We start from the raw sequence: 12,511 nt of genomic DNA on the forward strand, positions 1-12,511 counted from the left end.
GGCCGACAGGGCGGGGGCCAGGCGTCCGGCGTTCGATCCGAGCGATCCGGAGGTGCAGCGGGAGCGGGAGCTGCTGAAACTGGCCGTCCAGCGCCCGGCGGTGCTGGGGCCGGCGTTCGACGAGGTCCCGGCGGACGCGTTCATCGCGCCGCCGCACGCCGCGGTGCGCATGGTCATCGCGGACGCGGGCGGAGTGGCCGCGGCGGGAAACGTCGCGGAATGGGTCGCTCATCTTCTGGAGCGGGCCCCGGATGACCAGGTCAGAGACCTGATCACCAAGCTCGGGGTCGAGCCTTCGCGCTCGGCGCAGGATTCGGGTGACCGATATGCCGTTGAATTGCTGGCCCGAATACAGGAACGCCAGCTCACCCGCATGATCGCCAACGCCAAATCTAAACTCGGGCGGCTGAATCCGGTCGAATCGCCCGAGGAGTATCACCGGCTCTTCGGCGATCTTGTTGCGCTTGAGCAGCAGAGACGGGTGTTGCGGGAGCGAGGGCTCGGGTCACAGTAAGTCAAGAGACCGCAAAATAGGTCCTGTGATCTTGCCCCCATTTGACGCAAACTGTCTGGGTGGGCCCTTCGGTGCTGCCAAGCGAGGCGCCATCGGTTGATCAGGTGGCGGACCTCGTCGCACGTGGTAGAGAACGCGGCGGCGTGACCGTCGAGGACGTTGCTGCCGCGCTCGATCGCTCGGACTTGCCTGACGACTCGCTGGAACGGGTCGTCCGGATGCTCGCAGAGCAGGGGGTGGAGGTTCTCGAGTCTCAGCAGGAGACCGAGGACGTCGCGCGAGCGGACGAGGGTGACCTCGGCAAGCGGGCGCCGACGAGCGACCTGGTTCGGATCTACCTGAGAGAGATCGGTCGCGTACCGCTTCTCACGGCAGAAGATGAGGTAGAACTCGCGAAATCGATCGAGGCGGGACTGTTCGCCGAGGAGAAGATGGCGCAGACCGCCGTCCTCGCCCGCGGTGAACGGCTCGACCTCGAACAGCTCTCCCGCGAGGGCACGCGGGCGAAGCAACGCCTGATCGAGGCCAACCTCCGGTTGGTGGTCTCGATCGCGAAACGCTACGTGGGCCGGGGAATGCTGTTCCTCGACCTGATTCAGGAGGGAAATCTCGGACTGATCCGCGCGGTCGAGAAGTTCGACTACACCAAGGGGTTCAAGTTCTCGACCTACGCCACCTGGTGGATCCGGCAGGCGATCACCCGCGCGATCGCCGACCAGGCCAGAACGATCCGGATCCCCGTGCACATGGTCGAGACGATCAACAAGCTGGTCCGGGTCCAGCGGCAGCTCCACCAGGACCTCGGCCGTGAACCGAGCCCCGAGGAGATCGGCCTGGAGATGGGGCTGTCGCCCATCCGGGTCGTGGAGATCCAGCGGATAGCGCAGGAACCGGTCTCGCTGCAGTCGCCGATCGGTGAGGAAGACTCCGATCTCGGTGACTTCATCGAGGACGCGGACGCCGTCGTGCCGATCGAGGCCGCGGCGTTCATTCTTCTCCAGGATCAGTTGGAGGACATCCTGGGCACGCTGTCGGAACGGGAGCAGCGCATCATCCAGCTGCGCTTCGGCCTGACCGACGGGCATCCGCGCACTTTGGAGGAGGTCGGCAGGGAGTTCGGAGTGACGAGGGAGCGGATCCGCCAGATCGAGTCGAAGACCCTGGCGAAACTGCGCCACCCGTCCCGCGCGCAGATGCTGCGCGAGTACCTGGACTGACGCAGGCCCCGGCGAGGCCGACCCGGAAAGCCGGAACGGGCCAGGCCGAGCCGACACAGCCGATCTGACAGCCGGACGGATACGAAAGAGCCGGAACCGCGAGAGCGACACGACGACCGCCCTCCCGGGCGAACCGCCGGGAGGGCGGTCGCCTGCGTGGCCCGGCGTCGGAGTCGAGGGTGACTGTTGAGGGCATTGCGTCGCATTTCGTCCGGACGGTGATTTACCGTGGTGGTCATGCTGATCGTGACGACTGATGGCGTGGCGGGGTACGAGATCAGGAGCGTGCTCGGTGAGGTCCTCGGCTCGGCCGTGCAGGCCGACCAGGCCGCCGCGCCGCAGCCCGGGCACGGCGGGAGCAGCGCCACGTTCCGGGTGACGGGGGAGCAGCCGGCGGCCGGGCTCGGCGCCGCCCGCCGCGAGGCGGTGGACCGGCTCGGCGAGGAGGCGCGCCGCAAGGGCGCGAACACAGTGGTCGGCATGCGGTTCGACACGGCGGCGGTCGGCGGCGGCCTTGAGGTCTGCGCCTACGGGACGGCCGTCTGGGCGGAGCCCGCGCAGGCACAGCCGCGCGACCAGGCGCAACAGCAGCAGCCGCCGCACCCTCAGCAGCAGAAGCAGCCCCCGCCGTACGGCGACCCGCAGGCCGGCGGCCCCCCGATGGTCGCCCGCAACCTCACGATGGGACTCCACGACCGCCCCCGCTGACCCGCACCCGCCCCCGCCGTTCGTGAGCGGGCCGGTCGCCGCTAGCCCTGGCCGGCGCGCTCCGCGCGGATGCGGGCGACGACGTCGCCGGCGGCCGTCTTGATGGACTCCAGTTCCTGCAGGTAGGCCCAGTAGTCCGGGTGGGAGCCGGTGAGCCGGGACGGAGCGCGCTCCAGCCGTTCGACCAGCGAGTCGAGCACCCGGACGTGCTGCGGCGCGGGCCCGCCCGGCTGGGCCATGGCGAGCCGCTGCGCGTCCCGCACGGCGAACTGGACGCGCTCCACCGGCTTGGACGGGTCCGCGGCGACGGCCCTCAGCTCGTCGACCCGTCCGGTGACCTGCCCGGCGCGGCGGTCGGCGGCGTTCAGCTCGGTGCGGGCGGCGGTGAGCGCCTGCTGGGCCTGCTTCCACTCGGCGCGGGACGTGTGCGCGGACGCCTCGTTCAGCCGCTCCCGCGCCCGCGTGACGGCGGACTCGATCGACTCGGGCGCGCCCTTCAGGTCCTGCCAGCACGCCAGCGAGTAGCCGCGGAGCAGGACCTTCATCGCCTCCTTCACCGGACCCACCCGGTTCGCGACGACGTCCACGCGGGTGCGGGCGGACGCGAGCGAGTTGCGGACCTTCTGCGCCATCTGCGGCAGCTCCGCGGCGGCCTCGTGCGCCCGCTCGGCGATCTCGCGGACCTCCTCGGCCTTGCGGATCGCCCCGTCCAGGCCGAGCCCGCCGAGCCCCTGCGAGCCGAGCTGGGCGAGGATCTCCTTCGCCTTGGCCAGCTCGGCCTCGGGGTCGGAGGCGTCCATCCCGGCCTGGACCGCGGCGGCCATGGCGGCGTCGGCGGTGGCGACGGCGTCGCGGGCGGCGGTCAGGCGGGGCGGGAGCTGGTCGAGGGCGGCCTCCAGCCGCGCCATCTTCGGGGCGAGGCGCTCGGCGAAGCCGTTCAGGTTCCTGGTGATGTGCTGGAGCCGCTCGGTGGACGCGACGAACGCGCGGCGGGCGGCGTCGTACTCGGCGGGTGTCCGGTCCTGGTCATCGACGTCGTGCGCGTCCAGGACGGAGATGTAGGCGACGGCGGCGGCGTCGGCGGACTCGGCCAGGCCCGTGAACTCCCGCCGGACGGGCTCGGCGGCCTTGGCGTCCAGGTCCTCGAACACGGTGACGCGGCCGTCGATGTACTTCTGCGCCTGGTCCATGTCGTAGAAGGCGGTCGACGCCGCCTCCCTGGCCTCGATCGCCCCGGAGGCCGCCTGCGCCCCCCGGTTACGGCGGCGCTGGTCGCCCGCTCCGCGCAACGCTGCCTCCCCTCGTCCCTGCCCAGTGAACACTCTGCCCGGTCTGCCCGCACAGGCGACGCCACCGCGGACAGGCCGGACGGTGAATGCTCAGTCTGGCCGTCCCTGCCCAGTCTGGCGCAGACGGCCCGGATTTTGCGCGCCCGACCCGTCCCGTGTATCGGGAATTGGGCTGGTTCTCGGCTAATGCTCCGCCGCGACTGGAACGGATAGCATCGCTCCTACGTCGGAAAGGCTGGGCGCCGGGGCGGCGTCCGAAACAACGGCATGCGATCTTGGAGGCCCATCGTGGGTGTCAGTCTCAGCAAGGGCGGCAACGTATCGCTCACCAAGCAGGCCCCCGGCCTGTCCGCGGTAACCGTCGGTCTTGGCTGGGACCTGCGCACCACGACCGGCACCGACTTCGACCTGGACGCCTCCGCGATGGTGCTGGACGGCTCCGGCAAGATCATCACCGACCAGCACTTCGTGTTCTTCAACAACCTCCGGACGCCGGACGGCGCGGTCGAGCACACCGGCGACAACACCACCGGCGCCGGCGAGGGCGACGACGAGCAGCTCAAGATCAACTTTGGCGCGATGCCGGCGACGGCCGAGCGGGTGGCGTTCGCCGTGTCGATCTACGAGGCCGACGGCCGCAGCCAGAACTTCGGGCAGGTCCGCAACGCCTACATCCGCGTGCTGAACCAGAGCGACGGCGCGGAGATGGCCCGGTACGACCTGTCCGAGGACGCCTCGATGGAGACCGCGATGGTCTTCGGCGAGCTGTACCGTTCCGGGACGGAGTGGAAGTTCCGCGCGGTCGGCCAGGGGTACGCGTCGGGGCTCGCCGGCATCGCGATGGACTTCGGCGTCAACCTCTAGGAGTGAGTGCCTCTAGATGAGGTTGACGGCCTCCACAGAAGTCACGGCACGCAGAAGACACAGCCCGTAGTAGACACAGCCCGTAGTAGACACGGCATGTAGTAGATACAGACTCATCAGGAAGGGAGTGGCCCGAACATGGGGGTTTCACTCGCCAAGGGCGGCAACGTCTCGCTGACGAAGGCCGCCCCCAACCTCACCGCGGTCACCGTCGGCCTCGGCTGGGACGTCCGCGCCACCACCGGCGCGGACTTCGACCTCGACGCGTCCGCGCTGATGCTCGCCTCCACCGGCAAGGTCATGTCCGACCAGCACTTCGTGTTCTTCAACAACCTGAAGAGCCCGGACGGCTCCGTCGAGCACACCGGCGACAACCTGACCGGCGAGGGCGAGGGCGACGACGAGTCCATCAACGTCGACCTCAACACCGTGCCCGTCGAGTGCGAGCGCATCGTGTTCCCCGTGTCGATCTACGACGCCGACAACCGGCACCAGAGCTTCGGCCAGGTCCGCAACGCCTTCATCAGGATCGTCAACCGGACCGACGGCAACGAGCTCGCGCGCTTCGACCTCACCGAGGACGCCTCCACCGAGACGGCGATGGTCTTCGGCGAGCTGTACCGTCACAGCGGGGAATGGAAGTTCCGCGCGGTGGGCCAGGGATACGCCTCCGGCCTCGCCGGCATCGCCGTGGACTTCGGCGTCAACGTAGGCTGAGGGTCAACGTAGGCTGAGGCCAACGTGGGGTGAGGCTCAACGTAGGCTGAGGCGTCGACGCCGGCTGACCGCCGGCGCCCCCGCATCCCCGGCCGCCACGCCCGGCCGACCTTCCTAGCAGAAATACGCGCATGATTCTTCGCACCTTCGGGTGGTCCTTCGGCGTCACGGCCGCTGGCCTGCTCATCGCACTCTTCTACGGTGGGCCGACCGGGCTGGCGCTGGTCGCCGTGCTGGCCGTCCTCGAGATCTCCTTGTCGTTCGACAACGCCGTGGTCAACGCCAAGGTGCTCGACCGCATGAGCCCCTTCTGGCAGAAGATCTTCCTGACGGTCGGCATCGCGATCGCGGTGTTCGGGATGCGGCTGGTCTTCCCGCTGCTGATCGTGGGGATCACGGCCAAGCTGAACCCGTACGAGGCGTTCGACCTGGCGTTGAACGACTCGGACAAGTACCACCACCTGATGGAAGACGCCTACCCGATGATCGCGGCGTTCGGCGGGATGTTCCTGCTGATGCTCTTCCTGGACTTCGTGTTCGAGGAGCGCGCCAACAAGTGGCTGCCGTGGCTGGAGCGGCCGCTCGCCCGCATCGGCAAGCTCGACCAGCTTGCGGTGGTCGTCGCGGGCGGCTCGCTGGCGTTCGTGGCGTGGCTGGCCGCCGACGACCCGGGCAACGTCATGATCTCGGGCGTGCTCGGCATGGTGACCTACATCCTGGTCAACGGGCTCGGCGAGCTGTTCTCCGGAGCGGGCGAGGACGAGGACGAAGAAGAGGGCGAGGGCCGGGAGGGGGCCGCCGTACGGTCCGGGCCGAGTTCGCTGGCCCTGGCGACCGGCAAGGCCGGGTTCTTCCTGTTCCTGTACCTGGAGGTGCTGGACGCCTCGTTCAGCTTCGACGGCGTCATCGGCGCGTTCGCGATCAGCACCGACCCGATCGTCATCGCGCTGGGCCTCGGCATCGGCGCCATGTACATCCGGTCCCTGACGGTCTTCCTCGTCCGGAAGGGCACCCTGCACGAGTACGTGTACCTGGAGCACGGCGCGCACTGGGCGATCGGCGCCCTCGCGGTGTGCATGCTGGTCAGCATCGGCCACCACGTGCCCGAGTGGATCACCGGCGGGCTCGGCGCCGGGCTGATCATCGCGGCGTTCGTCAGCTCGGTCGTCCGCAACCGGGGCGAGGGCGCGGACTCCTCCGGAGCACCGTCCGGCGACGACGCCGAGAAGCCGCTGGAGCCCAGCAGCTCCAAGATCCAGTAACCGCCGCCGCCGGCCGGTGGACACCGCTCGTCCGCGGCACCGCTCGCCGGCGGACGGCGCCCATCGGCAGACCCCCAGCCCGCGACACATCGATCACCAAGGGAGCCGAACGATGTCCATCTCGCTGCAGAAGGGGCAGAAGGTCTCGCTGACCAAGCCCGGCGGAGGGACGCTCACCCGGGTCAGGATGGGCCTCGGCTGGGACGCCGTCGCCAAGAAGGGCCTGTTCGGGAAGGGCAAGGCCCGCAACATCGACCTGGACGCGTCGTGCCTGCTGTTCGACGGCAGCGGCAACCTCGCCGACCAGGTGTGGTTCCGGCAGCTGCGCAGCAAGGACGGGTCCGTCCAGCACACCGGCGACAACCTGACCGGGGCGGGCGAGGGCGACGACGAGGTCATCAACGTCGACCTGCAGAACGTCCCGGCCAACGTGACCCAGCTGGTGTTCACCGTGAACTCCTTCACCGGCCAGGACTTCTCGCAGATCGCGAACGCGTTCTGCCGGATGGTGGACGAGACCACGGGGCAGGAGATCGCGCGCTACGACCTGACCGGCGCCGGGCAGCACAACGCGCAGATCATGGCGAAGGTGTCGCGGGACGGCGACGGCTGGTCGATGACGGCGATCGGCGCGACGGCGACCGGCCGGACGTTCCAGCATCTGCTGCCGGCCGTGTCGACGCACCTGTGACCAGCGTCTGACGGGGCGTCCATGCGGCATTTCGACCACATCGACGCCGCGCGTCGTAAGCACCTGTTCTACCGCCATCCGCGCCCCTTCGACCGGCACGACGACCCGGCGGTGCTGGCGGTGGCGCTGGGGGCGACGCTCTACAGCCCCGCCACCCGGCCCGTCCTCGCCGACGACATCGAGCGGGCGGCGCGGCGCGGCGTGATGAGCATGGTGGTGTGCCTGGAGGACGCGATCGCCGACGACGAGGTCCTGGCCGGCGAGGCGAACCTGGTGGCGCAGCTGCGGACGCTGCACGGCCGCGGCGGGACGGCGACGCGGGACGTCCCGCTGCTGTTCGTCCGGGTCCGCGACCCCCGCCAGATCGGCGACCTGATCGGCCGGCTGGGCGACGCGGCCGGGCTGGTCAGCGGTTTCGTCCTGCCGAAGTTCACCGCGGCCGCCGGTGGAGCGTTCCTCGACGCGCTGGAGGACGCCGCCGCCCGGACGGGCCAGCGGCTCCTCGCGATGCCGGTGATCGAGAGCCCGGAGGCCGTGTACGCGGAGACCCGCACCGAGATGCTGAACGACGTGGCGCGGCTGCTCGCCAAGCACCGGCAGCGGATCCTGGCCGTCCGGATCGGCGCGACCGACATGTCCGCGGCGTACGGGCTGCGCCGCCCGCCCGACCTGACGATCTACGACATCCGGCCGGTCGCGGGCGTGATCTGCGACGTGGTGAACATCCTGGGCCGCGCCGACGGCACCGGATATGTCGTGACCGGCCCGGTCTGGGAGTACTTCTCGGCGGGGGAGCGGATGTTCAAGCCGCAGCTCCGGCAGTCGCCGTTCGACGCGCAGCGGGCGGCGCCGCTCCGGCAGCGGCTGATCACGTCCGACCTGGACGGGCTGATCCGCGAGGTGCATCTGGACAAGGCGAACGGTCTGATCGGCAAGACCGTCATCCATCCGAGCCATGTCGCGGCCGTGCACGCGCTGTCGGTGGTCACGCACGAGGAGTACTGCGACGCCGCCGACATCCTGGGCGTCAGCGGGGGAGGCGCGATGGCCAGCTCCTACGCCAACAAGATGAACGAGGCGAAGCCGCACCGCGCCTGGGCGCAGCGGCTGATGCTCCGCGCCCGCGTGTTCGGCGTCGCGGCGGAGGGCGTCACGTTCGTCGAGCTGCTGGAAGCGGCGGGCAGCCGGTGACGGCCACGTCGCGCGCGGCATCGCCTGGTGTTCCGGCGGATTGGGCCGGTTCGTGGGTGTCGTCACGGCTCGGTGTGCGGCTCCTGGACGGGGCGCGTCCCGCCGGTGTGGGGCTTGCGGACCTGGTCGGGCTGGCGGTGCGCCGCAATCCGCGGCGTGCGCATCTGCTGGTTTCGGCGGTGCTGGGCAAGCACGTCCCGACCGATCCTCGGCTCGTGTACGGATCTGGGCTTCTGCTCGGGGAGTTCGTGCGCGCGCGCCTGTGCGGTGACGAGCCGTCGCGCCCTGGGGGCCTTCTCGCTGACGCTCTGCGGGGTGTCCCAGGTACGGCGGCCGGCCTACGTGACCATCTGCGTGCACCACAGGTTCCCGTGGAAGCGGTCGTCCTCGGCTTTGCGGAGACCGCCACAGCCCTTGGGCACTCGGTGGCGGACGCCCTGGGCGGTGCCTTCTACCTGCACTCGACTCGCCGTCCGGTCATGGGCTTCGCCACGTACGGCGGGTTCGAGGAGGAGCACAGCCACGCCACGAGCCATCTCCTGCTCCCCGCCGATTCCGCGGCGCTCGACCGTGACGTGCCCGTCGTGCTGGTGGACGACGAGCTCTCCACCGGACGGACGGTCCTGAACACCATCGAGGCGTTGCATACCGTCCGGCCCAGGAGCCGGTACGTCGTGGCGGCCTTGGTCGACCTGCGTGGGCCTGCTGACAGGGCGCACATGGCCGATCTCGCCGACCGGCTCGATACGTGCATAGACGCGGTGGCCGTGGGCGCCGGGAACGTCGAACTTCCGGAGGGCATCCTGGAGGCCGGGCAGGCGCTCGTCTCCGAAATCACCGCGCGCGCTACGCGGCGTCCGGACGAGGCCCCTAGCGCGTTCGAGGTGTCGCGAGTCGAGTTGGAATGGCCCGCCGGGCTGCCGGACGGAGGACGGCACGGATTCCTGCCCGAACACCGGGACCGGCTGGAGAAGGACCTGGCACGGATGTCCGACGCCGTCGCGTCCGGTGTGGGAGAGGGGGCCTCCCGCGTGCTCGTGCTGGGATTCGAAGAGCTGATGTACGCGCCGCTGCGGCTGGCCGAAGCGCTCGCCGACGCACTGCCCGGCGTCGACGTCCGGTACTCGACGACCACGCGTTCACCGGTCCTCGCCGTCGACCACCCCGGATACGCGATCAGAACACGCCTGGCCTTCCCGTCGCATGACGATGCGGCCGATGGCCCGGGGGAGCGCTACGCCTACAACGTCTCCCCGGCATCAGACCAGCAAGGATTCGACCGGATCGTGTTCGTCGTGGACGACGCCGGCGACACCCCGGCGCTCTCCGGAGGGCTCCTGCGACGCTTGCGCGCGCTGGCCCCCACGCTGGTCGCGACCGTCCCGGCGAGAGCGAGGGAGCGCCTGTGAAGCCGCTACACGGCCCGTCCTTCGGCAGCTATCCGGCGGCGGACGTCGCATGGCTCCTCAAGGACCTCTCCGACGTCCGCCTCGAAGCGCCCACCGAGGAGCGTGAGGCGGCGATCCAGGCGGGCCGCGCTCACTACGCGGAGTCACTGCCGGTGGAGTACCAGCCCGGCCCTGAGTACCGCCGCCTGTTCCAGAAGGCGCTGGACGCGTCGGCGGAACGCGTCGCCTATGCGACGGGCCTGGTCACGGAGATGATCCTCGCCGAGCGCGGCCCGGACGCGGTACTGGCGTCGCTGGCCCGGGCGGGCACGCCGGTCGGGATCCTGATGCGGCGCTGGGCGCGGTTCGCGCACGACCTGGACGTCCCGCACTACACGCTCAGCATCGTCCGGGGACGCGGCATCGACACGATGGCGCTGCGCTACCTCGCCGAACACCACGACCCGGCGTCCGTGATGTTCGTGGACGGCTGGACGGGCAAGGGCGCGATCACGCGTGAGCTGACCGCGGCGCTGGCGGCGCACCCGTTCTCCGCCGACCTGGCGGTGCTGGCCGACCCCGGGCGCTGCACCTCGCTCTACGGGACGCGCGACGACTACCTGATCCCGTCCGCGTGCCTCAACTCGACGGTCTCCGGCCTGGTGAGCCGGACGGTCCTGAACGACGACCTGATCGGCCCAGGCGATTTCCACGGAGCGAAGTTCTACGCCGACCTGGCGGACGACGACGTGTCCGCGCTCTTCCTCGACACCGTCTGCGCGCGCTTCAAGGACGTCGCCGAACGCGTGGGGAAGGACCTGCCGGAACTGCGAGCCGCCGACCGCACGCCCGACTGGTCAGGCTGGGACGCCGTCCGCCGTTGTGCCCACGCCGACGGCATCGACGACCTGAATCTCGTCAAGCCGGGCATAGGCGAGACCACGCGCGTCCTTCTGCGTCGTGTCCCATGGAAGGTGCTCGTCCGGGAAGACGCAGGGGCGGAAGTAACGCACATCAGGCTTCTGGCTGCCGAACGCGGGGTGCCCGTCATCGACGTCGACCACGACCGATTCCCCTACGCCTGCATGGGATTCATCCATCCGAGCTTTGGCAAGGGGGCCGTCCAGTGACCGTCCTGGTGTGCTCCGACCTCGACCGTACGCTCATCTACTCCACCGCAGCGTTCGCCCTGGACGGGCCTGACGAGACGATGCCGCGCCTACTGTGCGTGGAGTTCTACCAGGGAGCGCCGCTGTCCTACATGACGGAGGCGTCCGCGCGCACACTGGAGGCTCTGGCGAAAGCGGCGACGTTCGTCCCGACCACAACACGGACACCCGAGCAGTACCGGCGCGTGAATCTGCTGGAGAAACCCGCCTCGTACGCCATCTGCGCGAACGGCGGCCACCTGCTCGTGGACGGCGTCAATGACGCGGAGTGGGCGGCATCCGTCCGGAGACAGCTCGCCGATAGCTGCGCACCACTCGGCGCCGTCCAGGAACACCTTCTCCAGACGAGCGGCGACTTCGTCCTAAAGCGACGCACCGCCTCCGACCTGTTCGCCTACACCGTCGTAGACCGTGCCGCGCTTCCGCCCGGCTGGGTGGACGACCTCACGGCCTGGTGCGCCGAACGCGGCTGGCGGACGTCCCTGCAGGGCCGCAAGGTGTACTGCCTGCCCGCCGGCCTGACGAAGGCCGCCGCGGCTGCGGAGATCGCCCGCCGGACGGGCGCGTCCACGACCCTCGCCGCGGGCGACTCGCTCCTCGATATCGAACTGCTCGAAGCCGCCGACTTCTCCGTCCGCCCGGCGCACGGCGAACTGCACGACACCGGCTGGACGTCCCCCGCCACGGCCGTGACCACCGCCCGCGGCGTCCTCGCCGGTCAGGAGATCGCTGACCGGCTGCTGGAGCGCGCGACCGCCCCATGACGGCGGGCTGTAAATATTCACGGTCAAGACGCGCCGACCGTTGACAAGCGACGTCCCCCAAAGGGTCGCGGCGGCGGCGTTCTGAGGTGACAATCACGGTGAGCCCTCACCAGCTCATAAGCCCTATCACCAGGAGCCTGCCTTTCGCCAGGAGGAGGTCACCCTGATCAGATGAGCACCCGTCTGACCGGCGACGAGACCGCGCTGTGGAAGGCCGCGGCCAGGGTGCTCGACGCGAACTGGACCGGGACGGCCACCGCCGCGTCCCCAGGGCTCTACCCGCACCAGTGGAGCTGGGACTCGGCGTTCATCAGCATGGGTCTCGCCCGCCACCGCCGTGACCGCGCCGAAGCCGAACTGCTCACGCTGTTCCGCGGCCAGTGGGCCGACGGCATGCTCCCGCACATCGTTTTCAACACCAGCCTGGCCCGGCACGCGTTCTTCCCCGGCCCCGAGCTGTGGCGCAGCGAACGGCAGCCGTCCGCGCCGCGCGGCGTCCACACGTCCGGCCTCACGCAACCGCCGCTGCACGCCCTCGCCGCGCTGCGCCTGCACGAATGCGCCACCGACGGGGAAAGCAGCCGGGCGTTCCTCGCCCGCCTCTACCCGCTGCTCACCGCCCAGCACCGCTACCTCGCCCACGCCCGCGACCTGGGCGGAAACGGCCTCATCGCGATCTGCCACCCGTGGGAGTCGGGCCTGGACAACAGCCCCGCCTGGGACCGCCCCCTCGGCGC

The 12,511-nt window shown here is 70.1% G+C and carries 13 protein-coding genes and 1 pseudogene; 12 read left to right on the forward strand and 2 right to left on the reverse strand.

From position 1 onward, the window contains the following. The 3 genes and pseudogenes from ETD83_RS32870 to ETD83_RS32880 all read left to right on the forward strand — a co-directional run. Nucleotides 1–514: pseudogene (locus tag ETD83_RS32870) on the forward strand (DNA primase); the annotation flags it as partial. Between the two features lie 71 nt (nucleotides 515–585). Beyond that, nucleotides 586–1,731: an RNA polymerase sigma factor RpoD gene (gene rpoD, locus ETD83_RS32875; protein WP_138649114.1), complete on the forward strand. Its 1,146-nt coding sequence runs from the start codon at nucleotides 586–588 to the stop codon at nucleotides 1,729–1,731. Nucleotides 1,732–1,968: 237 nt separating this feature from the next. Beyond that, the gene (locus ETD83_RS32880; RefSeq protein WP_138649107.1) at nucleotides 1,969–2,439 is read left to right on the forward strand and encodes a YbjQ family protein; all 471 of its coding nucleotides are present in this window, start codon (nucleotides 1,969–1,971) and stop codon (nucleotides 2,437–2,439) included. 41 nt (nucleotides 2,440–2,480) lie between these two features. Here ETD83_RS32880 and ETD83_RS32885 read toward each other — a convergent pair whose 3' ends face one another. Then, a complete protein-coding gene (locus ETD83_RS32885; protein WP_138649108.1) occupies nucleotides 2,481–3,728 on the reverse strand; it encodes a molecular chaperone DnaJ in 1,248 nt (415 codons plus the stop codon). 288 nt (nucleotides 3,729–4,016) lie between these two features. Between ETD83_RS32885 and ETD83_RS32890 the strand changes: the two genes are divergently transcribed. The 5 genes from ETD83_RS32890 (at nucleotide 4,017) to ETD83_RS32910 (ending at nucleotide 8,453) form a co-directional block, all read left to right on the forward strand. Continuing rightward, entirely contained in the window at nucleotides 4,017–4,592 is a 576-nt protein-coding gene (locus tag ETD83_RS32890; RefSeq protein ID WP_131968926.1) for a TerD family protein, read from the forward strand. 138 nt (nucleotides 4,593–4,730) lie between these two features. Then, the gene (locus ETD83_RS32895; RefSeq protein ID WP_138649109.1) at nucleotides 4,731–5,309 is read left to right on the forward strand and encodes a TerD family protein; all 579 of its coding nucleotides are present in this window, start codon (nucleotides 4,731–4,733) and stop codon (nucleotides 5,307–5,309) included. A gap of 131 nt (nucleotides 5,310–5,440) precedes the next feature. Further along, nucleotides 5,441–6,571, forward strand: a complete 1,131-nt coding sequence (locus ETD83_RS32900; protein ID WP_138649110.1) for a DUF475 domain-containing protein — start codon at nucleotides 5,441–5,443, stop codon at nucleotides 6,569–6,571. 112 nt (nucleotides 6,572–6,683) lie between these two features. Further along, complete coding sequence (locus ETD83_RS32905; RefSeq protein WP_138649111.1) at nucleotides 6,684–7,262, forward strand: TerD family protein; 579 nt, start codon at nucleotides 6,684–6,686, stop codon at nucleotides 7,260–7,262. 21 nt (nucleotides 7,263–7,283) lie between these two features. Continuing rightward, nucleotides 7,284–8,453 (forward strand): HpcH/HpaI aldolase/citrate lyase family protein, encoded by a 1,170-nt coding sequence (locus tag ETD83_RS32910; RefSeq protein ID WP_138649112.1) that lies wholly within the window; start codon nucleotides 7,284–7,286, stop codon nucleotides 8,451–8,453. Nucleotides 8,454–8,515: 62 nt separating this feature from the next. Here ETD83_RS32910 and ETD83_RS45570 read toward each other — a convergent pair whose 3' ends face one another. After that, complete coding sequence (locus ETD83_RS45570; RefSeq protein WP_268920524.1) at nucleotides 8,516–8,647, reverse strand: hypothetical protein; 132 nt, start codon at nucleotides 8,645–8,647, stop codon at nucleotides 8,516–8,518. Here ETD83_RS45570 and ETD83_RS42990 point away from each other — a divergent pair. The 4 genes from ETD83_RS42990 to ETD83_RS32925 all read left to right on the forward strand — a co-directional run. Then, a complete protein-coding gene (locus tag ETD83_RS42990; RefSeq protein WP_230421347.1) occupies nucleotides 8,633–9,862 on the forward strand; it encodes a phosphoribosyltransferase family protein in 1,230 nt (409 codons plus the stop codon). The genes ETD83_RS45570 and ETD83_RS42990 overlap by 15 nt on opposite strands. Then, nucleotides 9,859–10,971, forward strand: a complete 1,113-nt coding sequence (locus tag ETD83_RS42995) for a cysteine protease StiP family protein (RefSeq protein ID WP_171064569.1) — start codon at nucleotides 9,859–9,861, stop codon at nucleotides 10,969–10,971. The genes ETD83_RS42990 and ETD83_RS42995 overlap by 4 nt, the downstream gene beginning before the upstream one ends. Next, a complete protein-coding gene (locus ETD83_RS32920; protein ID WP_138649113.1) occupies nucleotides 10,968–11,774 on the forward strand; it encodes an HAD family hydrolase in 807 nt (268 codons plus the stop codon). Before ETD83_RS42995 ends, ETD83_RS32920 begins: the two co-directional genes overlap by 4 nt. A gap of 171 nt (nucleotides 11,775–11,945) precedes the next feature. Then, nucleotides 11,946–12,511: MGH1-like glycoside hydrolase domain-containing protein (locus tag ETD83_RS32925; protein WP_407921537.1), on the forward strand; the 566-nt coding region annotated here is incomplete at its 3' end.

The organism is Actinomadura soli (assembly GCF_005889715.1).
Lineage (GTDB): Bacteria > Actinomycetota > Actinomycetes > Streptosporangiales > Streptosporangiaceae > Spirillospora > Spirillospora soli.

Bases quoted from the DNA above. Each gene is read 5' to 3' on its own strand.
- ETD83_RS32880 (WP_138649107.1), top strand. From the start codon at position 1,969: ATGCTGATCGTGACGACTGATGGCGTGGCGGGGTACGAGATCAGGAGC.
- ETD83_RS32895 (WP_138649109.1), top strand. From the start codon at position 4,731: ATGGGGGTTTCACTCGCCAAGGGCGGCAACGTCTCGCTGACGAAGGCC.
- ETD83_RS32900 (WP_138649110.1), top strand. From the start codon at position 5,441: ATGATTCTTCGCACCTTCGGGTGGTCCTTCGGCGTCACGGCCGCTGGC.
- ETD83_RS32905 (WP_138649111.1), top strand. From the start codon at position 6,684: ATGTCCATCTCGCTGCAGAAGGGGCAGAAGGTCTCGCTGACCAAGCCC.
- ETD83_RS32910 (WP_138649112.1), top strand. From the start codon at position 7,284: ATGCGGCATTTCGACCACATCGACGCCGCGCGTCGTAAGCACCTGTTC.